Below are 25,266 nucleotides of genomic sequence, written 5' to 3' on the forward strand. Positions count from 1 at the left end.
TTTTGGTGTTGTTGCAAAATTTCAGGGACTCTGTTTTTCTTGGCGCATGGCAATCATCAGTACGGCCGGGCTGGCCCGGACCTTCCAGACGAAACAAGGCCCGGTGGAGGCGGTGCGAGGCGTGGACCTCACCGTCCAGCCGGGCGAGATCGTCGGCTTCCTCGGGCCCAACGGCGCCGGCAAGACGACCACGCTCCGGATGCTCACCACGCTGCTCGCGCCCACCGGGGGCGCGGCCACGGTCGCCGGCTGCGACCTGGTCCGCGAACCCGGCCGGGTGCGCGAGAAGACCGGCTATGTCGCCCAGTCCGGAGGCGTCGACCCGACCATCTCCGTACGCGAGGAACTGGTCACCCAAGGGCGCCTGTATCGCCTGACGAAACCTCAGGCGATCGCTCGCGCCGAGGAGTTGGCTGAGGACCTGGACCTGACCGAGTTGCTGGACCGCAAGTGCGCGGCGCTCTCCGGCGGCCAGCGGCGTCGGCTGGACATCGCGATGGGCCTGATGCACCGGCCCGAGGTGATCTTCCTCGACGAGCCGACGACCGGGCTCGACCCCGGCAGCCGCGCCGATCTGTGGGACCTGGTGCGGCGGCTGCGCGACGAGTACGGCACGACGGTCTTCCTGACCACGCACTACCTCGACGAGGCTGACGCGCTCGCGGACCGGCTGGTGATCGTCGACAAGGGAACGGTGGTGGCCGAGGGCACGCCGGGCGCACTCAAGCTCAAGTACGCCGGATCGATCGACGCCACGCTTCAGGACGCCTTCCTCGCCATCACCGGCCGCGGACCCGCCCCGGCCGACTCCACCCCCGTAGCCGTATAGGACCCCCATGCTTCTGCACGACACCGCGCTGGTCTTCGGCCGCTACGCCCGCCAGACGCTGCGCTCCAAGTTCCAGATGCTTTTCGGCATCCTCATGCCGTTGCTCTACCTGCTCTTCTTCGGACCGCTGCTCACCGACCTGCCCCTGGGCTCGCAAGGCTCGTCATGGCAGGTGCTGGTCCCCGGGCTGTTACTGCAACTCGGCCTGTTCGGCGCCTCCTTCAGCGGATTCTCGGTCATCATCGAGAAGCAGACCGGAGTGATCGAGCGGATGCGGGTGACACCGGTCAGCCGACTGGCCCTGCTGCTCGGACGCGTACTGCGCGACGCCCTGCTCTTCGTCTTCCAGTCCGTGCTGCTGGTGCTCACGGCGCTGGTGATGGGCCTGCGCGCACCGCTCGTCGGCGTCCTCATCGGCTTCGCCTTCGTGGCGCTGCTCTCCGTGTCGCTCGCCGCACTCTCATGCGCGTTCGCGATGACGGTGCAGACTCCGATGGAGTTCGGTCCGGTCATCAACGCGATCACCATGCCGTCGATGCTGCTGTCCGGACTGATGCTGCCGATGGCTCTAGCGCCCGGCTGGTTGGACGTGCTCTCGCGGTTCATGCCGGTGCGCTATCTGGTCGACGCGGTGCGGGATGCGTACCTCGGCTCGTACGCGACGTCGAACATGCTGCACGGCGTGCTCGTGGCCCTCTGCTTCGCGGCGCTCGCCGTGACAGTGGGCACACGAGTGTTCCGGAAGGCCGGAGCGTAACTAGGCTGGTCACATGGTCAATCTGACGCGCATCTACACCAGGACCGGCGACCAGGGCACCACCGCCCTCGGCGACATGAGCCGGGTCGCCAAGACCGATCTGCGGATCGCGGCGTACGCCGACGCCAATGAGGCGAACGCGGTGATCGGTACGGCGATCGCTCTCGGCGGGCTGGACGAGGAACTCGTCAAGGTCCTCACCCGCGTGGAGAACGATCTCTTCGACGTCGGGGCCGATCTGTCCACGCCCGTCGTCGAGAACCCGGAGTTCCCACCGCTGCGCGTCGAGCAGTTCTACATCGACAAGCTGGAGGCGGACTGCGACCGCTTCCTCGCCGAGCTGGAGAAGCTCCGCTCCTTCATCCTCCCCGGCGGCACGCCCGGCGCGGCCCTGCTGCACCAGGCGTGCACGGTCGTACGACGAGCGGAGCGGTCGACGTGGGCGGCCCTGGAGGTCCACGCTGACACCATGAACCCCCTCACCGCCACCTACCTCAACCGGCTGTCTGACCTGCTGTTCATCCTCGCGCGTTCCGCCAACAAGGAGGTCGGGGACGTGCTGTGGGTGCCGGGCGGGGAGCGTTGAGGCGCCCCTACCGGTTCCCTGCCGACGTGCGCGCCGTCTGGTAGAGGCCCGTCAGGACGAGCGCGCCCCCGACGCACATCATGACCACGCCGACCTTCGTCAGGGTGACGACCGGGGTCTCCACATCCCCGGTGAACAGCCACAGAGGCAGGCCGATCGCAAAGGTGAGGATCCCCTCCAGCAGGTTCTTCGACGCCTGGCTCATGACCGGGCACTCTCCTTCCTTGTCGTGAGCGGGTGCTCCTCCTCGGTCCCGGCGGGCGCCTTCCTCTGCCAGATCGTGTAGGACAGGGCGATCAGGCCGTAGATGCCGATCGTGCGCACCGCCACCCACTGGAAGGCCCGCAGGGAGCTGACGTCGCCGGAGTCGCCGACGTACCAGACGGCGAGCTGAAGGAGCGCCAGAGCCACGGCGCCCCCGAACACCGCCCGCAGCCACAGCTTCGCCTCGTGGCGAGCGCGGGCACGGCCGTAGCGCGGCGGCTTCGTCGGGGGCGGGCCGCCGCCCAGGCGATGGGCCGCGTGGCCGTCGAGCCAGCGGATCGTGTAGTGGCCGAACGCCACCGTGTAGCCGATGTAGAGCGCCGCCAGGCCGTGCTCCCAGCTCGGCTCGGCGCCGTTCTTCAGGTCGATCGCCGTCGCGGCGAACAGGACCAGCTCCAGCACGGGCTCGCACAACAGCAGCACCACACTCGTACGGCGCCACTTCAGCAGGTAGCGGACGGACAGGCCCAGCGCCAGCAGCACCCAGAACCCGACCTCGCAGGCGATGATCAAGCCGACGACCACGGCTCACTCCTTTCGGTCACCCCTCAAGGCTCCTGCCGGGACGGGCGGCTTTCGTCGTCGGCGGTGACGAACTGGCGGTACATCGAAGGATGCAGTCCGGGACCCTCCGCGGGCATCACGCGGAGAGCGCCCGGCCCGTGTTGGATGGGGCCATGGCCGTACGACTCCCCCGCCCGCACCGCTTCGACGTGTACGTCGCGTTGGCGGGCCTGCTCGGCGGGCTCGCAGTATGGGGCATCGGCGCGGCCACGCGGCCGCACGACGAACCGATCGTGCTCTGGCCGGGGCGCTGGGCACTCCTGCTGCCGCTCGTCGTGATGGCCGGCTGCGAGCTGCTGCGGCGGATCGCCCCGCTCACGGCGCTGCTGATCGGCACAGCTGCTCTGACCATCGACACGATGACTCAGGGCAACCTGATCACACTGCTGATGTTCACCGACCTCATGTACGCGGCCGTCCTGTACGGCCCGCCCGTGTGGGCCCGCCGCCTCCCGCGGATCACTGGCCTGCTCGCCGCGGCCTCGTCGGTGGTGCCGTTCGCGGTGTGGCGCGTGCCTCTGGCGCTCCTGATCGGGCTGGCAGTCGGCATCTTTGCGTTCAGCCCCGCTGCCACAGGCCTGATCGTCCGCAACCACCGCGACGCCGCCGAAGCCGCCCGCCTGCGCGCCGAACAGACCGCCCTGCTCGCCGAGATCGACCGCACCCAGGCCGTCACCGCCGAACGCGCCCGGATGGCAAGGGAGTTGCACGACATGGTGGCCAACCACCTGTCCGCGATCGCCATCCACTCCACGGCCGCGCTCTCGCTCGACGACGCGGACACGACGAAGCAGGCCCTCGGCATCATCCGGGTGAACAGCGTCGAGGGCCTGGCGGAGATGCGGCGGCTCATCGGGATCCTGCGGGACTCCAGCGGCGACACCGAGCCCTCGGCCGCCCCCACCCTCGACGGACTCGGCGCACTCGTCGACACCGCCCGCGCCAACGGCCTCGACGTCACGCTCGACACCACGCACGCAAAACTCCCCGCACCGGTCGAGCTCGCCGCGTACCGGATCGTCCAGGAGTCCCTGACCAACGCCCTCAAGCACGCCTCCCCCGGCCGGGTCACCGTGGCGCTCGCCCAGCAGGACGGCACCCTGAGCCTGCGGGTGACCAGCCCGTACGGGGACCGCGACGGCCCGAGCGCCCCCGGCTCGGGCGCCGGCCTGGTCGGCATGCGGGAGCGGGTCGCTCTGCTGGGCGGCACCTTCGAGGCCGGGCCCGAAAGCGCACCCGACGCGGACGGCTCGGGCGACTCACACGACTCGCACGACTCGCACGGCTTTCGCGACGGCAAGATCTGGACCGTACACGCCACCCTGCCGACCACCCTGGGAGGAACCGAATGATCCGCGTGCTCGTCGCCGAGGACCAGTCCGCCGTACGCGCCGGGCTCGTCCTCATTCTGCGCAGCGCGCCCGACATCGAGGTGGCCGGCGAGGCCGCGGACGGCGAGGAAGCGGTCGCCCTGGCGCGGGAGTTGAGGCCGGACCTCGTCCTGATGGACGTCCAGATGCCCCGCCTCGACGGCGTCTCGGCCACCCGCCAGGTGGTCGACGAGGGCCTCGCCGACGTGCTCGTGCTGACCACCTTCGACCTCGACGAGTACGTCTTCGGAGCCCTGCGGGCCGGTGCCTCCGGCTTTCTGCTGAAGAACACCGAGGCGCAGGCTCTCATCGAAGCAGTCCGCACGGTCGCGCGCGGCGAGGGCCTGATCGCGCCCGCGGTCACGCGACGCCTGATCGCCGAGTTCGCCGCGAAGCCCGTACGGGGTCCAGGGCCCGACCCGGCGGTCCTGGAATCCCTCACCCGCCGTGAACGCGAGGTGCTGTCCTGCCTCGGCGACGGACTGTCCAACGCGGAGATCGCCGGCCGCCTGGACATGGCCGAGGCCACGGTGAAGACCCACGTCAGCCGTCTGCTGGGGAAGTTGGAGCTGCGCAGCCGGGTGCAAGCGGCGGTGCTGGCGCAGGAGTTGGGGGTGTAGCAAGTACGCCGCCGAGCACAGTCAGTGGTCTGGACCTATTGACCTATGGTCCAGACCTTTCTATTGTCCAGCGCACCCCCCTCACACCGCTCTCAGCTCCCTCACCTCTCCGAGGAGTCCCCGCATGCGCTTCGGCCTCAGAGTCAGACGCAGAGCCGTGGCAGGGTTCGCCACCCTGCTGCTCCCGCTCGCCGCCCTGGTCGGCCTCGCCGGACCTGCCCAGCCCGCCACTCCCAACTCCGCCCCGGATACCGTGGACGCCGTGGATGCCGCGCCCGCTCCGCCCCCGGACAAGACCGTCAAGCTCGGTTACTTCATCCAGTGGGGCGTCTACGGCCGCAACTACCACGTCAAGAACCTGGTGACCTCCGGCTCCGCCGCGAAGGTCACACACATCAACTACGCCTTCGGAAACGTCGTCGACGGCAAGTGCGCGATCGGCGACTCATGGGCCGACTACGAGATGCCGGTCTCCGCCGACAATTCGGTGAGCGGCACGGCCGACGCCGCGGATCAGCCGCTCAAAGGCAACTTCAACCAGCTGCGCCAGCTGAAGGCCAAGTACCCGCACATCAAGATCCTCTTCTCCTTCGGCGGCTGGAGCTGGTCCGGCGGCTTCACCGAGGCGGCCAAGGACCCGGCGGCCTTCGCCAAGTCCTGCCACGACCTGGTCGAGGACCCGCGCTGGGCCGATGTCTTCGACGGCATCGACATCGACTGGGAGTACCCGAACGCCTGCGGTCTGACCTGCGACACCAGCGACGCCACGGCCTACCGGGACATGATGCGGGCGCTGCGCACCGAGTTCGGCCCGAAGTACCTGGTCACCGCCGCCGTCACCGCCGACGCCTCCTCCGGCGGCAAGATCGAGGCCGCCGACTACGCGGGCGCCGCGCGGTACCTCAACTGGTACAACGTGATGACGTACGACTTCTTCGGCGCCTGGGCCACGGACGGCCCCACCGCCCCGCACTCCGCGCTCACCCCCTACCGCGGTATTCCGCAGAAGGGCTTCACCAGCGCCGAGGCCATCGCCAAGTACAAGGCGATCGGTGTGCCCGCGAAGAAGCTGCTGCTCGGCATCGGCTTCTACGGCCGCGGCTGGACCGGCGTCACACAGTCCGCGCCCGGTGGTACGGCGACGGGGGCGGCCCCGGGCACGTACGAGGCGGGCTTCGAGGACTACAAGGTCCTCAAGAAGTCCTGCCCGGCCACCGGAACCGTCGGCGGCACGGCATACGCGCACTGCGGCAGCGACTGGTGGTCCTACGACACCCCGGCGACGATCCTCGGGAAGATGGCCTGGGCCAAGAAGCAGGGCCTGGGCGGGGCGTTCTTCTGGGAGTTCAGCGGTGACACCGGCAACGGCGAACTGGTGAAGGCCATCGACAGCGGCCTCAAGTAATTTCTGGGCCGAGTTGACGCTCCCCCAGACTCGTCCGGGAGCGTCACCCAACGAGTAAATGTGGCCTTTCAGGCCACATTTACTCGTCCCGGGGACCTCACGCGCGGTTCGCGAACTCGCGGCGCATCAGACAGCGGGCGCGGCGACTCGCGTGTACGTCAAGCCGTTACTGGTGCCGGCGGGTGTGGTCACCGTGACGAAGACCGACCCGGCGGTGTCTGTCGGCACGACGGTGGTGATCTGCGTCGGGGAGACCACGGTGAACGACGCGGGGACGGCATCGAACTGGACGCTGGTGGTGGTCGCGAGATTGTCGCCGGTCAGCGTGACCACCGTAGCGGTGTGCGCCGGTCCCCGGTCAGGCGCGAGGGAGACCAGCGCGGGGGCGTCCAGGAAGACGTAGTCGACGGGGTTGCTGGTGCCTCCGGGAGTGGTCACCGTGACCTGCGTGACGCCGGGAGCATGGCTCGGGGTCACCGCGGTGAGCTGCGTGGCCGAGTCGACCGTGAACGAGGCCGCCTCCGCCCCGTCGAACAGCACCGCCGTCGCACCGAGAAGGCTGCTTCCGCTGAGCGTGACGGTGGTGCCGCCCGCGGTGGGTCCGGAGGGAGGGGCCAGCGCGGCCAGCGAGGGCGACTCGGCGTAGAAGAAGAACGCGTTGGGGTCGTCCGGGTTGCTGACGCCGCTGGGGCTGGTCACCGTGACCGCCGCGGGGCCGGCCACGTGGGCGGGGGTCACCGCGGTGATCTGGGTGCTGCTGTCGACGGTGAACGAGGCCGCCGCCACCCCGCCGAACAACACCCCCGTCGCACCGGAGAAGTCCGTGCCCGTCAGCGTCACCGACGTCCCCCCGGAGGACGAGCCCTGATTCGGCGACAGGCCGGTGATGGAAGGTGCCGCGACGTAGGTGAAGGCAAGGGCGTTGCTGGTGCCGCCCGGAGTGGTCACGGTGACGTTGACCGGGCCGGCGGCGTGGGCCGGACTGACCGCGGTGATCTGGGTGCTGCTGTCGACGGTGAACGAGGCCGCCGCCACCCCGCCGAACAACACCCCCGTCGCACCGGAGAGCTTCGAGCCCGTCAGCGTCACCGACGTCCCCCCGGAGGACGAGCCCTGATTCGGCGACAGGTTCGAGAGGGTGGGCACCGGGCTGACATAGGTGAAGGGCACGAACTGGTTGCTGGTGCCCTGGGTCGTGGTGACGGTGACGTTCACGGTGCCGGTGCCCGAGGGAGTCACCGCCGTGAGCTTGGTGACGCCGTTGACGGTGGTCACGGTGAACGACGGGGCGGGCTTGGTTCCGAACCGGACGCTTGTCACGTTGGTGAAGCCGGTTCCGTTCACGGTGACGGTGGTACCACCCGCGGCCGGCCCCTCGTTGGGACTGACCGAAGTGACGACAGGGGCAGCCATGGCTGTACTCCTTCACGCGGGGGTGGGGAATCGAAGACGCGTGCAGCCACGTCATGGCGTGACTGCGAGGTCGAGCCCGTCCGGGCGGAGGGGGGACTGCCGCCCGGACGGGGGTTCATTACCTCCCTGTTGCGGAGGCGGTCAGACCGGTCAGATACCGGGGCCCGCGACGTAGGTGAAGCCGCCGACCGCGGTGTCCGACCCCGCGGGGTTGGTCACGACCACGTCGGCCGCTCCCGCGACACCGGGCGGAGTGACCGCGGACAGCGTGGTCGCGTTGATCACCGAGAACGGCGCCGCAGCGCCGCCGAAGGTGACCGAGTCCGTGCTGTCCAGGTTGGTTCCGGTGATGGTCACGGCCGTCCCGCCCTCGGTCGAACCCGAGGTCGGGCTGATGGTCCCGATCCCGGGGACGTCGACGTAGGTGTAGCTGAGGCCGTTGTTCGTGCCGCCCGCGGTGGTGACGCTCACCGACACCGGCCCGGCCGCCGCGCCCGCGGGCACCACGACGCTGAGCGAGCTGTCGGTGTTCACGGTCGGGGTGGCGGTGACCCCGCCGAATGAGACGCTGGTGGCCGTCGACAGGCCGGTGCCGTTGATGGTGATGGTGTTGCCGCCGGCCAGCGGCCCGGAGGTGGAGCCCAGGGACGACTTGAACGGGGCGCCGACGTAGAAGTACGACACCGGGTTGCTGGTTCCGCCCGGGGTGGTCACCGTGACGCCGACCGTGCCGGTTCCCGAGGGAGAGACGGCGGTGACCTGGGTCGGAGAGACGTTGGTGACGCTCGTGGCAGGTTTGCTGCCAAACGTCACCGCGCTGGTGCTGGACAGGTTCGTACCCGTGATGGTCACCAGGGTCCCGCCCCCGGTGGAACCCTGATTCGGAGAGATAGGCATGAGGACACTCCTCGCTCGTTGATGGGGACATGCGAGGAACCGGCCGGAATGACGAGCCATCGACTGCCACGTCGTAGGAGTGGGACCGCCGCCAACAGGCACGCACGTCGGCCCTGCTCAACTCCTTCCGATGCGGCGAGCACCGATCAGCAGTGCAGCCACGCCCGGGTGAACGAACCGACGCAGGCGCCCCCGCACACCCAACCGGGTGTGCGGCAGCCTTCACCATCTCCCCTGGGCAAGGAAAAACCGGCGAGCGCTGCCTGTCCGAACGTTCCCCCGGCTCGGGGATGGGCAGCCCGCCGGTTCACACTCTTAGTGACCCATACATCCAATCGAGTGACAAGAGGCTACCCACCCAGTCACCCGAAAGGAGTAGTACGGCGATGCGGGCCGACGTTGCGACGAGCATGTGGCCCGTCGGCGGCTGCGTCGCCGAAGCACACCCCGACGAATGCCAACTCGCCTGCCGCGGCGATTACCCTCCCCTGCTTTCCCCTTCGCACCGGCACACAGCCGGACGGTTCATACCGGGGGGCCGGTCCGCCTCAGTGGCGGGAATCCGTGAGAGCACTGGACCATTCGAGTGACATATACCAAAAGCACTACGGCTGCCGGGGCGAGCGTGGCCTACTGGAATGGATCTGGCCGGTGGGCCGCCCATTCTCACCGGGGGATGCGGCAGTCGGCTACCTGCGGCTTTTCTGCAGAAGCACGGGTTACTGCGCCGACATACCGCGATGGGCACCCCCGGTCGAGAAATTGGATCCCGATCAGCCGGCGCCGTGCGCGGCGCCGGCTGATTCGGCGGCCGGGTCACACCAGCGCGCCGCTCGCCTCCCAACCCGACATGTCAAGCAACTCTCACAGACGCAAAACTGCAATCCCGGCGAGGTTCTCACCCACGGGTGTGCTGCCGTTTTTCTAAGCCACATTGACTCGTTGCCCCGGCGGAGCCGCCTCCAGCCACGCGAGGAACCCGGTCAGCGCGTCCTCGCTCATCGCCAGCTCGAGGCGCGTACCCCGGTGGAGACAGGCGAGCACGATCGCGTCGGAGAGCAGCGCCAGCTCCTCCTCGCCTTCGGGGGCGCGGCGGCCGGCCACCTCGATGGCCGAGCGTTCCAGGATGCGGCGCGGGCGAGGAGCGTATGAGAAGACGCGGAACCATTCGATGCGGTCGCCGTTGTAGCGGGCGATTCCGTAGCCCCAGCCTTTGCCGCTGGTGTCGCTCTTCTCGGGGGTGTTCCAGCGGAGGCTGCAGTCGAAGGTGCCGCCGGAGCGCTGGATCAGTCTGCGGCGCACGCCGAAGACGAAGAGTCCGGCAGCCGCCAGCAGGATCACCAAGCCGCACACAGTCAGAGCGAGGGCCATCGACACCGACCTCCTCGTCTCCTAGGTAACGGAAAGGGAAAAAGCACCCGCATTGCCGCAGCCGCGGCCCGGTCCGGAGAAGGCTCCGGTCCTGGCCGCGGCTGAGTCAAGTCCTGTGGCGCGCTGGTTTCAGCGTGCCGCCACCGCTCGCAGTCGGACGTCCGCACGACGCTCGGCGAACGCGTCCGCGTCCGACTTCGCGCGCTCGAGCGCCCGCTCCGCACGCTGGACATCGATCTCGTCCGACAGCTCGGCGATCTCGGCCAGCAGCGACAGCTTGTTGTCCGCGTATGAGATGAAACCGCCGTGCACCGCCGCGACGACCGTTGCACCATCACTCGTACGGATGGTCACCGGGCCCGACTCCAGCACACCGAGCAGCGGCTGGTGACCGGGCATGACGCCGATGTCGCCGGACGTGGTGCGCGCGACGACCAGGGTGGCCTCGCCGGACCAGACACTACGGTCCGCGGCGACGAGCTCGACATGCAGCTCAGCAGCCAAGGTGGGCTCCTCGGGTCACCACCCGGCGGTTGCTGCCGGGTGTTGGAAGTAAGTCTAGTAGGGCTCCGAGCGCCGAAGTGCTCGGGCCCACCCCGCCTCTCGGCTGGGGGTGCGGGGGTCGCCCCCCGCAATGACGCAGTGACGTACGAAGGGGGACGGGACGCACCCCGCAAGGGCGGCCCCGCCCCCCCTTCATGAACACGAGGTTCAGGAGACGCCGAGCTCCTTGGCCTTGGCCTTGAGGTCCTCCAGGCCACCGCACATGAAGAACGCCTGCTCCGGGAAGTGGTCGTACTCACCGTCGCAGATCGAGTTGAACGCGGAGATCGACTCGTCGAGCGGCACGTCCGAACCGTCCAGGCCGGTGAACTGCTTGGCGGCATGGGTGTTCTGCGACAGGAAGCGCTCCACGCGACGGGCACGGTGGACGACGAGCTTGTCCTCCTCGCCGAGCTCGTCGATACCGAGGATCGCGATGATGTCCTGGAGGTCCTTGTTCTTCTGCAGGATCGTCTTGACGCGCATGGCGCAGTCGTAGTGCTCCTGCGAGATGTAACGCGGGTCCAGGATGCGGGACGTGGAGTCCAGCGGGTCCACGGCCGGGTAGATGCCCTTCTCCGAGATCGGACGGGAGAGCACCGTCGTCGCGTCGAGGTGGGCGAAGGTGGTGGCCGGGGCCGGGTCGGTCAGGTCGTCCGCGGGGACGTAGATCGCCTGCATCGAGGTGATCGAGTGACCACGGGTCGAGGTGATGCGCTCCTGGAGCTGGCCCATCTCGTCCGCGAGGTTGGGCTGGTAGCCCACCGCGGACGGCATGCGGCCGAGCAGGGTCGACACCTCGGAACCGGCCTGGGTGAAGCGGAAGATGTTGTCGATGAAGAACAGCACGTCCTGCTTCTGCACATCGCGGAAGTACTCCGCCATGGTCAGACCGGCCAGGGCCACGCGCAGACGGGTGCCCGGGGGCTCGTCCATCTGGCCGAAGACCAGCGCGGTCTTGTCCAGCACGCCGGACTCGGTCATCTCGTCGATGAGGTCGTTGCCCTCACGGGTGCGCTCACCGACGCCGGCGAAGACGGAAACGCCCTCGTGCAGCTTGGCCACACGCATGATCATTTCCTGGATCAGCACGGTCTTGCCGACACCGGCGCCACCGAACAGACCGATCTTGCCGCCTCGTACGTACGGGGTGAGAAGGTCGACGACCTTCAGGCCCGTCTCGAACATCTCGGTCTTCGACTCGAGCTGGTCGAAGGCCGGGGCCTTGCGGTGGATCGGCCAGCGCTCGCCCTCGAACTGCTCGTCGGAGTTCAGCACCTCGCCGAGGGTGTTGAACACCTTGCCCTTGGTGAAGTCGCCGACCGGGACGGTGATGCCCGTGCCGGTGTCGGTCACCGGGGCCTGGCGGACCAGACCGTCGGTGGGCTGCATCGAGATCGTACGGACCAGTCCGTCACCCAGGTGCTGGGCGACCTCCAGCGTCAGGATCTTCTTCTTGCCGGCCTCGGCCGGGTCGGCCACCTCGACGTGGAGGGCGTTGTAGATCTCCGGCATGGCGTCGACGGGGAACTCCACGTCGACGACCGGGCCGATCACCCGGGCGACGCGGCCCGTGGCAACGGCCGTCTCAACTGTCGTCGTCATTACTTGTCACTCCCCGCGGTCGCGTCGGCCAGGGCGCTCGCGCCACCGACGATCTCGCTGATTTCCTGGGTGATGTCGGCCTGGCGGGCCGCGTTGGCAAGCCGGGTGAGGTTCTCGATGAGATCCCCGGCGTTGTCGGTCGCCGACTTCATCGCGCGGCGCGTGGCGGCGTGCTTGGAGGCAGCCGACTGGAGCAGCGCGTTGTAGATACGGCTCTCGACGTAGCGCGGCAGCAGGGCGTCGAGGACGTCCTCCGCCGACGGCTCGAAGTCGTACAGCGGAAGGATCTCGCCCTTGGTGGGCGACTCCTCCGCCACTTCCTTCAGGCTGAGCGGCAGCAGGCGGCTGTCGACCGCCGTCTGCGTCATCATCGAGACGAACTCGGTGTAGACGATGTGGAGTTCGTCCACGCCGCCGTCCGCCGTCTCCTTCTCGATGGCCTCGATCAACGGGGCCGCGACCTTCTTCGCGTCCCCGTACGAGGGCGCGTCGGTGAAGCCGGTCCACTGCTCCGAGATCTTGCGCTCACGGAAGTTGTAGTGGGCGACACCGCGGCGGCCGACGATGTATACGTCGACCTCCTTGCCCTCGCGCTCGAGACGGGCGGTCAGCTGCTCCGCCGCCTTGATGGCATTGGAGTTGAAGGCGCCGGCCAGGCCGCGGTCGCTCGTGAGGAGCAGTACCGCGGCGCGGGTCGGGTTCTCCGCCTCCGTGGTCAGCGGGTGCTTGGTGTTCGAGCCGGTGCCGACCGCCGTGACCGCGCGCGTGAGCTCGGTCGCGTACGGCGTGGAGGCCGCCACCTTGCGCTGCGCCTTGACGACGCGCGAGGCGGCGATCATCTCCATCGCCTTGGTGATCTTCTTGGTCGCGGTGACGGATTTGATGCGACGCTTGTAGACCCGGAGCTGGGCTCCCATGAGTCAGGTCCCTTCCGTCGTCACTTGCCCGCAGCGGCAGGGGTGTCCTCGCCGAGCAGCTTGCCGTCCGAGGTCTCGAACTGCTTCTTGAACTCCGCGACGGCGTCACTCATGGCCGTGATCGTGTCGTCCGACATCTTGCCGCCCTCCTTGATGGAGGTGAGCAGGCCCTGCTCCTTGCGGTGCAGGTACTCCAGCAGCTCCTTCTCGAAGCGGCGGATGTCGGCGACCGGCACCTCGTCCATCCTGCCGGTGGTGCCGGCCCAGATGGAGACGACCTGGTCCTCGGTGGCCATCGGCTGGTACTGCGGCTGCTTGAGCAGCTCGACCATGCGCTGACCGCGCTCCAGCTGTGCCTTCGACGCGGCGTCCAGGTCGGAACCGAAGGCGGCGAAGGCCTCCAGCTCACGGAACTGGGCAAGGTCGACGCGGAGCCGGCCGGAGACCTGGCGGATCGCCCTGTGCTGGGCGGAGCCACCGACTCGGGAGACGGAGATACCGACGTTCAGCGCGGGACGCTGACCGGCGTTGAACAGGTCCGACTCCAGGAAGCACTGGCCGTCGGTGATGGAGATGACGTTGGTCGGGATGAACGCCGAGACGTCGTTGGCCTTCGTCTCGACGATCGGCAGACCGGTCATCGAGCCCGCGCCCATGTCGTCGGACAGCTTCGCGCAGCGCTCCAGCAGACGGGAGTGCAGGTAGAAGACGTCACCGGGGTAGGCCTCACGCCCCGGCGGACGGCGCAGCAGCAGGGACACGGCGCGGTAGGCGTCGGCCTGCTTCGAGAGGTCGTCGAAGACGATGAGGACGTGCTTGCCCTCGTACATCCACTGCTGGCCGATGGCCGAACCGGTGTACGGCGCAAGGTACTTGAAGCCGGCCGGGTCGGACGCCGGGGCGGCGACGATGGTCGTGTACTCCAGGGCGCCGGCCTCTTCGAGGGCACCACGCACGGAGGCGATGGTCGAGCCCTTCTGACCGATGGCGACGTAGATGCAGCGGACCTGCTTCTTCGGGTCGCCCGTGCGCCAGTTGTCGCGCTGGTTGATGATCGTGTCGACGGCCAGCGCGGTCTTGCCGGTCTGCCGGTCACCGATGATCAGCTGACGCTGGCCACGGCCGATCGGGGTCATCGTGTCGACGGCCTTGTAGCCGGTCTCCATCGGCTCGTGCACCGACTTACGGACCATGACGCCCGGAGCCTGCAGCTCCAGAGCGCGGCGCCCTGACGTCTCGATCTCGCCGAGGCCGTCGATCGGGGCACCGAGCGGGTCGACGACGCGGCCGAGGTAGCCCTCGCCCACGGCGACCGACAGGACCTCGCCGGTACGGCTGACCGGCTGGCCCTCCTCGATGCCGTTGAACTCACCGAGGACAACGCAGCCGATCTCGCGCTCTTCGAGGTTGAGCGCGAGGCCGAGGGTGCCGTCCTCGAACTTCAGCAGTTCGTTGGCCATGGCCGAGGGCAGGCCCTCGACCTTCGCGATGCCGTCGCCGGCAAGGGTGACCGTACCGACCTCCTCGCGCGAGGCCGCGTCCGGCTTGTACGCCTGGACAAAGTTCTCCAGCGCGTCCCGGATCTCCTCCGGCCGGATCGTGAGCTCCGCCATCTGGGTTCCCTGCTCTCCTTGTTGGGCCCGAAGTTTCAACTTGGGGGTCTGGGGGCGACCCCCAGGAATCCTCTGCACGGCCCAACCAGGGCCGTAGTACTGCCTGTCTTCGTACGTGCGTGTATTGGTACGTGTATTGAGTTGCTGTCAGCCCGCCATGCGGCGAGTGGCGTCCTCGAGCCGGTCCGCGATGGAGCCGTTGATGACCTCGTCGCCCACCTGCACCCGGATCCCTCCGACGACCTCGGGGTCGACGTCGAGATTGAGGTGCATCGGACGCCCGTAGAGCTTCGCGAGGGCGGCACCCAGGCGCTGCTTCTGCGGGTCGCTCAGCGGGACCGCCGAGGTGACGACGGCGACCATGCGGTCTCGGCGCTCGGCAGCGAGCTTGGACAGGGACTCGAGTCCCGCCTCCAGGCTACGTCCACGCGGCGCGGTCACAAGGCGCGTGACCAACCGCTCGGTTCCGGTCTTGGCCCGGCCGCCGAGGAGGCTGCGCAGCAGCTCGGTCTTGGCGGCGGTGCCGGCGGCGCGGTTCGTCAGCGCGGCACGCAGCTCGGTGCTGGAGGAGACGATCCGGCCGAACCGGAACAACTCGTCCTCCACCTCGTCGAGCGTGCCCGCCTGCTGGGCCGCGGTGAGGTCGGCCGTGTTGGCCAGCTCCTCGATCGCGTCCACCAGGTTGCGCGGCTGCGACCAGCGGGAACGCACCATGCCGGACACCAGGTCGACGGTGGTCCCGCCGACCTGGCCGCCGAACAGCCGGCCGGCCAGCTCGGCCTTCGCCTCGCCGGGCTGCGCCGGGTCGGTGAGGACCCGACGCAGGCTGATCTCGCGGTCGAGCAGCGCGGTGACGGCGGCCAGCTCGTCGGCGAGCGCGAGCGCGTCCACGGACGTGTTGTCCGTCAGCGCGTCGAGACGCTCACGTGCGGCAGCGGTTGCCTCGCGGCTCGCTCCGTGCGCTGTCATCGAGCCGCCTCGGCCTTCTCCTCGAGCTCGTCGAGGAAGCGGTCGATGGTGCGGCTCTGCCGGGCGTGGTCCTCGAGGGACTCGCCTACGAGCTTGCCGGCCAGGTCGGTGGCGAGCTTGCCCACGTCCTGGCGCAGCGCGGACGAGGCGGCCTTGCGGTCGGCCTCGATCTGCGTGTGACCGGCGGCGATGATCTCCTCACGCTGCCGCTGGCCTTCCGCGCGCATCTCGGCGATGAGCGTGGCGCCCTGCTCCTGCGCCTCCTGGCGCAGCCGCGCGGCCTCGTGCCGGGCCTCGGCGAGCTGAGCCTTGTACTGCTCCAGCACGCTCTGGGCCTCGGTCTTCATGGCGTCGGCCTCTTCGATGCCGCCTTCGATCGCCGCGCGGCGCTCTTCCAGAACCTTGTTGATGTTCGGGAGGAGCTTCTTCCAGAAGAAGAAGAACACGATGGCGAAGGCGATGGTGCCGACGAGCAGCTCGGGACCGGGAGGCATGAGCGGGTTCTGCTCACTCTCGGTCGCCAGCTGTACGAGATTGGCGATCACATCAGTGCCTTTCGTCGAAACGTGTCGGTGAGCAAAAAATTACTGACCGAACACGAACGGCATGACGATGCCGATGAGGGCGAGCGCCTCGCAGAAGGCGAAGCCGAGGATCTGGTTGGCACGGATCAGGCCGGCCGCCTCGGGCTGGCGGGCGAGGGCCTGGGTGCCGTTACCGAAGATGATGCCGACGCCGATGCCGGGGCCGATGGCGGAGAGGCCGTAGCCGATGGAGCCGAGCGAACCGGAGACAGCGGCGAGGGTCTCAGTGGCAGCCATGCTGATTCTTCCTTCTCTTTCATGGACCGGCGGGGGTTGGCCACCGGACGTTCTATGGGACTTGCGGGGGCGGGACAGGCTCAGTGGTGCTCGGCCAGAGCGCCCTGGATGTACGTGCAGGCGAGGAGTACGAAGACGTATGCCTGGACGGCCTGCACGAAAAGCTCGAAACCGATCATGGCGATGGTCATCACGAAGGAGACACCGGCCGCAGGGATCATCCAGCTGTTCAGCAGGTACCAGGAAGCGACCGTGAACATGACCAGCATCAGGTGCCCGGCGAACATGTTGGCGAACAGTCGCACCGCGTGCGTGAACGGCCGGACGAGCAGGTTCGAGAAGAACTCGATGACCATCACGAGCGGCAGCACCGGGCCGAGTGACTTGTCGTAGCCGGTGATGTTCTTGAAGAACCCGACGAAGCCGTGCCGCTTGAAGGTCAGCGAAACCCAGGTGACGTACACGATCGCGGCGAGGACCGCCGGGAACGCGATGATCGACGACACCGGGAACTGCGCGAGCGGGATCACGGACCAGATGTTCATGATCCAGATGAAGAAGAACAACGAGACCATCAGGGGGACGTACTTCTCGCCCTCCTTCTTGCCGAGGGTCTCGTACACGATGCCGCGGCGGACGAAGTCGTACCCGGCCTCGCCGATCATCTGCAGCTTGCCCGGAACCACCTTGGCCTTGCCGAAGGCCGCGTAGAAGAAACTGATGACAAGCCCCGTGGTGATGAGGGCGAGCAGCATCACCTTGTTGAACTCGAACCCGCCGACCTCGGCGATCGGCTTGAAGAGGAACGAGTGCAGGCCCGGAGCCGGGAAGCCGCAGCCGTTGTCGGACATGATCCGACAGCTCCAGTCAAAGGCGAGCTGGGTCTGGTCAGCACTCACCACGGGCTCCTTCGGCGTGACGCATAGGTACGGCAACCTCGTTGTGTCGGCGCGGCGCGCAGCCGCGGTTCGGCACTGGACTGGTGTTACGAATGTGGGGGCGGCTGTGGGGCATTGAGCCTCGCGCTAGAGCAGGCGTCAGCTCAGATGCCCGCGCCCGCGATGCCGCAGTTGGCACCGGACGATAGCAGGGTCTCGCTTGAGGCTTTATACCGGCCCTACCTCTCACGACGACGACCCGGACTTCTCGTTCTTCTCGTCCTTTGCGGCTTCCGGATCGACGTAGAAAATCTTGGCTTTCATGTGTGCACGCGCCTGCGCCGCCATCCATACAACGGTGGCCACGACGAGGCCGATCGCGAAGGTCTGCGGATCGAAGGCAGTGGTGTCCTTGAACAGGCCCACGAAGATCAGGAGCAACAGAAGCTGAGCCACGTACAGCATCAGGCCCATGGCTTGGAAGAGGTGCGGAAGCGATTTGGCAGTGCGCTGCAGAACGTACAGACCGATTCCCATGAAGAGGATCGCCAGCAGTGTGCCGACAACGGCACCCAACGCCCCCTTGCCCCCCGCAACCACCCCACTGACGACGGCGGCAATAGCACCGACGCCAGCCGTGGGTACGGCGGCCTGAAGGAGAATCCGGGCGTCATTGGACGGCATGGCGGCAGCTCCGCTTACTAAAGGGGGCAGGGTGTCGTCATGGACGAGCGTAGTCCCGGGTGGGGAGGGAACCTCACGCCAATGGGCCGTCGCACTGCGGCCCTTCGGCTCATCCCCGAGCTTCGTGAACCGTATCACAAACTATTTGATGAGGTCTTTACCTGGTTGGTGTGCTCGGCGTCACACATGAGAGTGAACCCGCCCGTCTGTGCACGCACGCCGCCGAGTTTGTCTGGTATAGGGGCAGTTTGCGAAATCGTCAGCGAGACGATCCGGCCTTACGCCCGTCAAGGGCGTGCGGACGATGGCCGACAGCCGTCGCTCCGTTGACCCCCGAGACGCCCGCGGTGACCGGTGTGCGACGTTCCTCGCCAGTCCCACCGGCCTCCCCGGCCTCACCGAGCGCGCTGCCGGTCGAGGCGCCGGCGGCACCCGCGTACGCGACCGCAGGCGCCCCCTGCACGGCCTCCACCGTCTCCCCCTCGGCCATCGGCCCGCGGCGGCGGTAGCGCGGCGGTACGAAGCGCTCGGCCCAGGCCGGTGTACGCGGCGTGAAGCGCGGCAGCAGAAGCAGCAGCAGGCCGATCGCGCTGAGGAACACGATGCCGAGCACGATCCACATGGACGCCGAGTTCACCGAGTACGCGAGGGCGCCAAAGGCGATCAGGGCCGACCAGAAGTACATGATGAGCACGGCCCTGCTGTGCGAGTGCCCGATCTCCAGCAGGCGGTGGTGCAGATGCCCGCGGTCGGCGGCGAACGGGGACTGGCCGCGCCAGGTGCGCCGCACGATGGCGAGCACCAGGTCGGCGGCCGGTACGGCGATGATCGTCAGCGGCAGCAGCAGCGGGATGTAGACCGGCACCGTCTGGTGCACGGCCTCCTTCTCCGACCCGGCGAACAGGTTCATCGCGTCGGGGTCGACCTGCCCGGTGATGGAGATGGCACCGGCCGCGAGCACCAGGCCGATGAGCATCGAGCCCGAGTCGCCCATGAAGATGCGCGCCGGGTGCATGTTGTGCGGCAGGAAGCCGATGCACATGCCCATGAGGATCGCGGAGAACAGGGTCGCGGGGGCCGCGGACTCGAGCCCGTACCCGTACCAGATGCGGTACGCGTACATGAAGAACGCCGCGGAGGCGATGCACACCATGCCTGCCGCGAGGCCGTCCAAACCATCGACGAAGTTCACGGCGTTGATGGTGACGACGACGAGCGCGACGGTCAGCAGCGTGCCCTGCCACTGGGTCAGCGAGACCGAGCCGACGCCCGGCACCGGCAGCCACAGGATCGTCAGACCCTGCATCACCATGACGCCGGCGGCGATCATCTGGCCGCCGAGCTTGATCAGGGCGTCGATCTCGAACTTGTCGTCCAGGACGCCGATCAGCCAGATCAGCGCGGCCCCGGAGAGCAGGGCGCGCGGCTCGTTCGAGTTCTCGAAGACCTCGCTGAGGTTGGTCAGATGGTCGGCGACCAGCAGGCCCGCGCACAGCCCGAAGAACATCGCGATGCCGCCGAGCCGGGGCGTGGGTTCCCGGTGCACGTCACGTGCCCGGATCTCCGGCATGGCTCCTGCCACGATCGCGAACTTCCGCACCGGCCCGGTCAGCAGGTACGTCACCGCGGCCGTGACGAGGAGCGTCAGGAGGTATTCACGCACAGGCATTCCCCACAGGTCTCGCTGGCCATCTCAGCCCCACACCCTAGCTTTCGGCGCATACGGTTGGGAGCTTCCGGGTAGAGCAGATGGTTGCACGCGATGCTGTGTACGGGTTCGCGCCTACCCACCTCTAGTCCGGATACGGCGGAAATCTTCCGGTCAGATCCCGCACTTCTTCACGCACCAGGCGCCCGGCCGGTTCCTCACGCAGCGCCCGGCCGAGCAGTACGGCGATCCTGGCCATCTCGGCCTCACCCATGCCCTGCGTAGTCACGGCGGCCGTACCCAGACGCAGTCCGCGCACGTCAGGGTGGGGCAGCGCACAGGTGTCGAGGACCAGGCCGGCGGCGGCAAGCCGACCGCGGGCGGTGCGGCCGTCCACGCCGAGCGGGGCGGGGTCGAGGGTCAGCAGGTGGGTGTCGGTGCCGCCCGTGGTGACGGCGAGGCCCTCGGCGGTCAGTCCCGCCGCGAGTGCCCGGGCGTTGGCGACCACCTGATGGGCGTACGCCGTGAAGGCCGGCGTCGCCGCCTCGCCGAACGCGACGGCCTTGGCGGCGATGGTGTGCATCTGGGCGCCGCCCTGGGTGAACGGGAACACCGCCCGGTCCACCCGCTCGGCCAACTCCGCGCCGCACAGCAGCATTCCGCCGCGCGGGCCGCGCAGCACCTTGTGCGTGGTGGCGCAGACGACGTCGGCGTACGGCAGGGGGCTGGGCGCCGCTCCCCCGGCGACGAGGCCGATGGGGTGGGCGGCGTCGGCGATGAGATAGGCGCCCACCTCGTCCGCCACGGCCCTGAAGGCGGCGTAGTCGATGTGCCGCGGGTAGGAGATGGAGCCGCACACGATGGCTTTCGGGCGGTGGGTACGGGCGAGCGCGTGCACCTGCTCGTAGTCGATGAGCCCGCTCTCCGGGTCGACTCCGTAGCCGACGAAGTCGAACCAGCGGCCGGAGAAGTTGGCGGGCGAGCCGTGGGTGAGGTGGCCGCCGTGCGGGAGGCCAAGAGCGAGGACGGTATCTCCAGGCCTCAGCAGGGCGGCGTATGCGGCAAGTACGGCCGAACTCCCGGAGTGGGACTGCACGTTGGCGTGTTCGGCGCCGAAGAGGGTCTTGGCGCGCTCGACGGCGAGGCGTTCGGCGACGTCGACGAGTTCGCAGCCGCCGTGGTGGCGGGCGCCGGGGTAGCCCTCGGCGTACTTGTTCGCGAGCGGTGAGCCGAGGGCGGCCAGCACGGCGGGCGAGGTGAAGTTCTCGGCAGCTATCAGCTGAAGCGTCGTCGACTGCCGGTCCAGTTCCCCGATGAGGAGCTCGGCCAGCTCGGGATCCTGCCGCGCGAGCACATCGGCAGGCAGCAGGTCGTCAAGCGTGTGTGCGACCACCATGGTGGACTCCGGACCGGCAACCCCCTGCGGGGCAGCCTGAAATCGGCGGAAACTAAATCCAATGTAGAACCAGGCCCACTCCTGCGCCCGCTGTTGCGTCCGACCAGGTACCCCCGCCGACGATCAGGTACGAGCCGGCACACCCGTCAGCGCCGTCACCACCGGATCGATAGCCTGCTGAATCTCGTCCCCCACCGAGCGGAAAAACGTCAACGGCGCCCCATACGGGTCGTACACCTCGTCCGCCTCGACCGTCGGGGCCAGCAGCCACCCGCGTAGAGCTGCCGCGGCTCGGACCAGGGCTCTTGCGCGGGCGACCACTCCGTCCTCCAGGGGAGGCAGGGTTGCCGGGTCTATCGCCTTCACCAGGCGGGTGAACTCCTTGAGGGTGAAGGTGCGCAGGCCCGCCGAGTGGCCCATGGAGATGACCTGGGCCCGGTGGTCTCGGGTGGCCGTCAGGACCAGGTCTGCTCGGATGACGTGGTCGTCCAGCAGTTCCCGGCCCACGAAGCCGGAGGCGTCCGCGCCGAAGTCGGCGAGGACCGCTTCCGCGTTGGCCTCCATGGGGGCGCCCTCGTGCCCCCAGGTGCCGGCGCTCTCCACGATCAGACCGCCCCCCAGCGGATCGCCGAGGCGGTCCGCCAGGGCATGGCGGGTCAGCCGCTCGGTGATCGGCGAGCGGCATACGTTGCCGGTGCTGACGTGGAGGATGCGGAAGGTGTCCCGGGGTAGCCCTGTGAAGGTCCCCGTATCGTCCCCGTTGCCTATGCCACGCCCCGCGTCAGGGGCCGTCAATTCGCCACCTCGAGGTCGGGTACCACCTTGCGCAGCTCCTCCGCCGACAGCGCGCCCGCGCGCAGGAGGACCGGCACCTTGCCCGTGACGTCGACGATCGAGGAGGGGACGTTGCCGGGCGTGGGCCCGCCGTCCAGGTACACCGAGACGGAGTCGCCGAGCATCTCCTGCGCGGCGTCACAGTCCTCCGGCGCCGGATGGCCGGTCAGATTCGCCGAGGACACGGCCATGGGACCGACCTCCGTCAGCAGCTCGATCGCCACCGGGTGCAGCGGCATGCGCACGGCGACGGTGCCACGGGTGTCCCCCAAGTCCCACTGGAGGGACGGCTGGTGCTTGGCGACCAGGGTCAGCGCGCCCGGCCAGAACGCGTCGACGAGCTCCCACGCCATCTCGGAGAAGTCGGTGACCAGTCCGTGCAGCGTGTTCGGGGAGCCGATGAGGACGGGCGTGGGCATGTTGCGCCCACGGCCCTTGGCCTGCAGCAGATCGGACACGGCCTCCGAGCTGAACGCGTCGGCGCCGATGCCGTACACGGTGTCCGTGGGCAGCACCACGAGTTCGCCCCGGCGTACGGCGGACGCGGCCTCGCGCAGCCCCGTAGAGCGGTCGGTCGCGTCGTTGGTGTCGTATCGCCGTGCCATTTAGGGAGCCTCCTCGTACACGTACTGCTGGCTTGAAGTCTTCGAACAAGGCGCGCCGAACGCAATGCCGCGCGCCGACTTCACGGCATCGCCCTGCGGGCCGTGGCGAACCGCGGCCGGTTGTTGAGGTCGGGGTGGTCGGCGGCGTCGGCCCAGCCCCGCTCCTCGGTGAAGATCCACGGCACCTGCCCGCCCTGGGTGTCGGCGTGCTCGATGACGACGACGCCGCCCGGCCGCAGCAGCCGGTGGGCGGTGCGCTCCAGGCCGCGGATCAGGTCGAGCCCGTCCTCACCCGAGAACAGGGCGAGTTGAGGATCGTAGTCCCGCGCCTCGGGCTGTACGTACTCCCATTCCGTCAGCGGGATGTACGGCGGGTTGGAGATGACGAGGTCCACCTGCCCGTCGAGGTCGGGGAAGGCGTACAGGGCGTCGCCCTGGCGCAGCTCGACCCTGGATCCCTCGACGTTCTTACGGGCCCACTGGAGCGCGTCCTCGGACAGCTCCACGGCGTGCACGCGGGAGCGCGGCACCTCCTGCGCCAGGGCCAGCGCGATCGCCCCGGAACCCGTGCACAGATCGACGATGAGCGGTTCGACGACGTCCATCGCGCGTACGGCGTCTATGGCCCAGCCGACGACGGACTCGGTCTCCGGGCGCGGCACGAACACCCCTGGCCCGACCTGGAGTTCGGTGTACCGGAAGAAGGCCCGCCCGGTGATGTGCTGGAGCGGCTCGCGGGCCTCGCGGCGGGCGATGACCTCCCAGTAGCGGGCGTCGAAGTCGGCGTCCTTGACCGAGTGCAGCTGGCCCCGCTTCACGCCGTGCACGTAGGCGGCGAGCTCCTCCGCGTCATTGCGCGGCGAGGGCACGCCGGCATCGGCGAGCCGCTGGGTGGCCTGGGCCACTTCCGCGAGCAGCACGCTGCGGGGGTTCGGGGGTCGCCCCCCAAAATGTTGCTGCACGCTGGTCCTCCGGGCTGAGCTGTTGTCCTGTCGCTACGAGGCTCTGGGCGGCCGTTACGCGGCGGCGAGCTTCGCGGCCGAGTCCGCGTCCACGCAGGCCTGGATCACCGCGTCGAGGTCGCCGTCGAGCACCTGGTCCAAGTTGTACGCCTTGAAGCCGACGCGGTGGTCCGAGAGGCGGTTCTCCGGATAGTTGTACGTTCGGATCTTCTCGGAGCGGTCGACGGTACGGACCTGGCTGCGCCGGGCGTCGGCCGCCTCCTTCTCCGCTTCCTCCTGCGCCGCCGCGAGAAGCCTGGAGCGCAGGATACGCATCGCCTGCTCCTTGTTCTGCAACTGGCTCTTCTCGTTCTGGCAGGAGGCGACGACTCCGGTGGGAACGTGCGTGATGCGCACCGCGGAGTCGGTGGTGTTGACGGACTGGCCGCCGGGACCCGAGGAGCGGTAGACGTCGATCCGCAGGTCGTTGGGGTTGATCTCGACGTCGATGTCCTCGGCCTCCGGGGTCACGAGGACACCGGCCGCGGAGGTGTGGATCCGGCCCTGGGACTCGGTCGCGGGCACCCGCTGCACCCGGTGCACCCCGCCCTCGTACTTCAGCCGCGCCCAGACGCCCTGACCGGGCTCGGTGGCGCCCTGGCCGCCCTTGGTCTTCACCGCGACCTGGACGTCCTTGTAGCCGCCGAGCTCGGACTCGGTGACGTCGATGATCTCGGTCTTCCAGCCGACGCGCTCCGCGTACCGCAGATACATGCGCAGCAGGTCGCCCGCGAACAGCGCGGACTCGTCGCCTCCGGCGCCGGCCTTGATCTCGAGGATGACGTCCTTGTCGTCGCTGGGGTCGCGCGGGACGAGCAGCAGCCGCAGCCTCTCGGTGAGCTCCTCGCGGTGCTTCTCCAGCTCCTTGACCTCGGCCGCGAACTCCGGGTCGTCGGCGCCCAGTTCACGGGCCGTCTCGATGTCGTCGCCGGTCTGCTTCCAGGAGCGGTACGTCGCGATGATCGGGGTCAGCTCGTGGTAGCGCTTGTTGAGCTTGCGCGCGTTCGCCTGGTCCGCGTGCACCGACGGGTCGGCGAGCTTCTTCTCAAGATCGGCGTGCTCGCCGATCAGTTCCTCGACCGCCTCGAACATCTCCGGCTCCAATGACGTACGAAATTTAGGGGCTGCACCATCGCAAAGCGCCGGTCCCGAAGCCCCTTGCGGGGACAACGAGGACCGGCGCTGTGAGGTCGCTACTTCTTGGCAGCGGCAGCCTTGCCGAAGCGGGCCTCGAAGCGGGCCACACGGCCACCGGTGTCGAGGATCTTCTGCTTGCCCGTGTAGAACGGGTGGCACTCGGAGCAGACCTCGGCACGGATGTTGCCGCTGGAGATCGTGCTGCGGGTGGTGAACGACGCGCCGCAGGTGCAGCTGACCTGCGTCTCGACGTACTCGGGGTGGATGTCGCGCTTCAAGGTGTCTCCTAGTTTCGGGAGGGCACCGGGTCGCTGCCGCGGGGTGCGGAGCGTGAACCGGGGCCGACGTACCAGTCTGCCATCGACTGGCGTCATCCCCCAAAACAGGGGGCGGGGCGCTTCTATTCCAGGCTGGCATCCAGCAGCCTGTCTGGGGGCACCTCCCAGCGGTAGTTGGGGGAGTTTGAGGACGAGGCCGTTCAGGACGATGGGGGTTTGGGGGGCGCAGCCCCCAGCGGGGTACAGGGTCGGAGCCCCTGG

At 68.5% G+C, this 25,266-nt stretch carries 26 protein-coding genes and 1 pseudogene; 6 read left to right on the top strand and 21 right to left on the bottom strand.

The window, feature by feature from the left end:
* Positions 1-46 precede the first annotated feature (46 nt).
* From G6048_RS18405 to G6048_RS18415, 3 genes are read left to right on the top strand one after another with little or no spacing between them, the layout of a single operon-like run.
* Entirely contained in the window at positions 47-829 is a 783-nt protein-coding gene (locus G6048_RS18405; RefSeq protein WP_165340647.1) for an ABC transporter ATP-binding protein, read from the top strand.
* 7 nt (positions 830-836) lie between these two features.
* A complete protein-coding gene (locus G6048_RS18410) occupies positions 837-1,586 on the top strand; it encodes an ABC transporter permease (RefSeq protein ID WP_165340648.1) in 750 nt (249 codons plus the stop codon).
* 13 nt (positions 1,587-1,599) lie between these two features.
* Positions 1,600-2,172 carry a cob(I)yrinic acid a,c-diamide adenosyltransferase gene (locus tag G6048_RS18415; protein WP_165340649.1) on the top strand — a complete coding sequence of 191 codons (573 nt, stop codon included), beginning with the start codon at positions 1,600-1,602 and terminating at the stop codon, positions 2,170-2,172.
* Between the two features lie 7 nt (positions 2,173-2,179).
* Here the strand turns inward: G6048_RS18415 and G6048_RS18420 are convergent, their stop codons facing one another.
* Entirely contained in the window at positions 2,180-2,377 is a 198-nt protein-coding gene (locus tag G6048_RS18420; RefSeq protein WP_165340650.1) for a DUF5708 family protein, read from the bottom strand.
* Positions 2,374-2,961 carry a hypothetical protein gene (locus G6048_RS18425; RefSeq protein ID WP_165340651.1) on the bottom strand — a complete coding sequence of 196 codons (588 nt, stop codon included), beginning with the start codon at positions 2,959-2,961 and terminating at the stop codon, positions 2,374-2,376. Before G6048_RS18425 ends, G6048_RS18420 begins: the two co-directional genes overlap by 4 nt.
* A 152-nt stretch (positions 2,962-3,113) precedes the next feature.
* Between G6048_RS18425 and G6048_RS18430 the strand changes: the two genes are divergently transcribed.
* The 3 genes and pseudogenes from G6048_RS18430 to G6048_RS18440 form a co-directional block, all read left to right on the top strand.
* The gene (locus tag G6048_RS18430) at positions 3,114-4,352 is read left to right on the top strand and encodes a sensor histidine kinase (RefSeq protein WP_165340652.1); all 1,239 of its coding nucleotides are present in this window, start codon (positions 3,114-3,116) and stop codon (positions 4,350-4,352) included.
* The gene (locus tag G6048_RS18435; RefSeq protein ID WP_165340653.1) at positions 4,349-4,990 is read left to right on the top strand and encodes a response regulator; all 642 of its coding nucleotides are present in this window, start codon (positions 4,349-4,351) and stop codon (positions 4,988-4,990) included. The genes G6048_RS18430 and G6048_RS18435 overlap by 4 nt, the downstream gene beginning before the upstream one ends.
* A 295-nt stretch (positions 4,991-5,285) precedes the next feature.
* A pseudogene (locus G6048_RS18440) lies at positions 5,286-6,395 on the top strand (glycoside hydrolase family 18 protein); the annotation flags it as partial.
* A gap of 126 nt (positions 6,396-6,521) precedes the next feature.
* Here the strand turns inward: G6048_RS18440 and G6048_RS18445 are convergent.
* From G6048_RS18445 to rpmE, 19 genes are all read right to left on the bottom strand, one after another.
* Positions 6,522-7,808 (bottom strand): IPT/TIG domain-containing protein, encoded by a 1,287-nt coding sequence (locus G6048_RS18445; RefSeq protein WP_165340655.1) that lies wholly within the window; start codon positions 7,806-7,808, stop codon positions 6,522-6,524.
* A 150-nt stretch (positions 7,809-7,958) separates the two neighbouring features.
* Entirely contained in the window at positions 7,959-8,705 is a 747-nt protein-coding gene (locus G6048_RS18450) for an IPT/TIG domain-containing protein (protein WP_165340656.1), read from the bottom strand.
* A gap of 924 nt (positions 8,706-9,629) precedes the next feature.
* A complete protein-coding gene (locus G6048_RS18455; RefSeq protein ID WP_165340657.1) occupies positions 9,630-10,076 on the bottom strand; it encodes a DUF2550 domain-containing protein in 447 nt (148 codons plus the stop codon).
* A gap of 129 nt (positions 10,077-10,205) precedes the next feature.
* A complete protein-coding gene (locus G6048_RS18460) occupies positions 10,206-10,580 on the bottom strand; it encodes a F0F1 ATP synthase subunit epsilon (protein WP_165340658.1) in 375 nt (124 codons plus the stop codon).
* A 207-nt stretch (positions 10,581-10,787) separates the two neighbouring features.
* Positions 10,788-12,224, bottom strand: coding sequence for a F0F1 ATP synthase subunit beta (gene atpD / locus G6048_RS18465; protein ID WP_033323865.1), 1,437 nt, complete (start codon positions 12,222-12,224; stop codon positions 10,788-10,790).
* The gene (locus G6048_RS18470) at positions 12,224-13,141 is read right to left on the bottom strand and encodes a F0F1 ATP synthase subunit gamma (RefSeq protein WP_165340659.1); all 918 of its coding nucleotides are present in this window, start codon (positions 13,139-13,141) and stop codon (positions 12,224-12,226) included. The genes atpD and G6048_RS18470 overlap by 1 nt, the downstream gene beginning before the upstream one ends.
* Before the next feature lie 20 nt (positions 13,142-13,161).
* Complete coding sequence (gene atpA, locus G6048_RS18475) at positions 13,162-14,754, bottom strand: F0F1 ATP synthase subunit alpha (protein ID WP_165340660.1); 1,593 nt, start codon at positions 14,752-14,754, stop codon at positions 13,162-13,164.
* A gap of 147 nt (positions 14,755-14,901) precedes the next feature.
* The gene (locus G6048_RS18480) at positions 14,902-15,723 is read right to left on the bottom strand and encodes a F0F1 ATP synthase subunit delta (RefSeq protein ID WP_165340661.1); all 822 of its coding nucleotides are present in this window, start codon (positions 15,721-15,723) and stop codon (positions 14,902-14,904) included.
* Positions 15,720-16,268 carry a F0F1 ATP synthase subunit B gene (locus G6048_RS18485; protein ID WP_165340662.1) on the bottom strand — a complete coding sequence of 183 codons (549 nt, stop codon included), beginning with the start codon at positions 16,266-16,268 and terminating at the stop codon, positions 15,720-15,722. The genes G6048_RS18480 and G6048_RS18485 overlap by 4 nt, the downstream gene beginning before the upstream one ends.
* Before the next feature lie 39 nt (positions 16,269-16,307).
* Positions 16,308-16,544 carry an ATP synthase subunit c family protein gene (locus G6048_RS18490; protein ID WP_010040161.1) on the bottom strand — a complete coding sequence of 79 codons (237 nt, stop codon included), beginning with the start codon at positions 16,542-16,544 and terminating at the stop codon, positions 16,308-16,310.
* An 80-nt stretch (positions 16,545-16,624) separates the two neighbouring features.
* On the bottom strand, positions 16,625-17,395 hold the full coding sequence (gene atpB, locus G6048_RS18495) for a F0F1 ATP synthase subunit A (RefSeq protein ID WP_165340673.1): 771 nt from the start codon (positions 17,393-17,395) through the stop codon (positions 16,625-16,627).
* A gap of 273 nt (positions 17,396-17,668) precedes the next feature.
* Positions 17,669-18,106, bottom strand: a complete 438-nt coding sequence (locus tag G6048_RS18500) for a hypothetical protein (RefSeq protein WP_165340663.1) — start codon at positions 18,104-18,106, stop codon at positions 17,669-17,671.
* Positions 18,107-18,365: 259 nt separating this feature from the next.
* Positions 18,366-19,769 carry an MraY family glycosyltransferase gene (locus tag G6048_RS18505; RefSeq protein ID WP_165340664.1) on the bottom strand — a complete coding sequence of 468 codons (1,404 nt, stop codon included), beginning with the start codon at positions 19,767-19,769 and terminating at the stop codon, positions 18,366-18,368.
* A 130-nt stretch (positions 19,770-19,899) separates the two neighbouring features.
* On the bottom strand, positions 19,900-21,150 hold the full coding sequence (locus tag G6048_RS18510) for a serine hydroxymethyltransferase (RefSeq protein WP_165340665.1): 1,251 nt from the start codon (positions 21,148-21,150) through the stop codon (positions 19,900-19,902).
* Between the two features lie 123 nt (positions 21,151-21,273).
* Entirely contained in the window at positions 21,274-21,945 is a 672-nt protein-coding gene (locus tag G6048_RS18515; RefSeq protein WP_165340666.1) for an arsenate reductase/protein-tyrosine-phosphatase family protein, read from the bottom strand.
* The gene (locus G6048_RS18520) at positions 21,942-22,589 is read right to left on the bottom strand and encodes an L-threonylcarbamoyladenylate synthase (RefSeq protein WP_165340667.1); all 648 of its coding nucleotides are present in this window, start codon (positions 22,587-22,589) and stop codon (positions 21,942-21,944) included. The genes G6048_RS18515 and G6048_RS18520 overlap by 4 nt, the downstream gene beginning before the upstream one ends.
* Before the next feature lie 80 nt (positions 22,590-22,669).
* On the bottom strand, positions 22,670-23,509 hold the full coding sequence (prmC, locus tag G6048_RS18525) for a peptide chain release factor N(5)-glutamine methyltransferase (RefSeq protein ID WP_165340668.1): 840 nt from the start codon (positions 23,507-23,509) through the stop codon (positions 22,670-22,672).
* 96 nt (positions 23,510-23,605) lie between these two features.
* A complete protein-coding gene (gene prfA, locus G6048_RS18530; protein ID WP_165340669.1) occupies positions 23,606-24,682 on the bottom strand; it encodes a peptide chain release factor 1 in 1,077 nt (358 codons plus the stop codon).
* Positions 24,683-24,783: 101 nt separating this feature from the next.
* The gene (gene rpmE, locus G6048_RS18535) at positions 24,784-25,005 is read right to left on the bottom strand and encodes a 50S ribosomal protein L31 (RefSeq protein ID WP_165340670.1); all 222 of its coding nucleotides are present in this window, start codon (positions 25,003-25,005) and stop codon (positions 24,784-24,786) included.
* Positions 25,006-25,266 lie beyond the last annotated feature (261 nt).

It is taken from the genome of Streptomyces ureilyticus, assembly GCF_011045025.1.
GTDB lineage: Bacteria > Actinomycetota > Actinomycetes > Streptomycetales > Streptomycetaceae > Streptomyces > Streptomyces ureilyticus.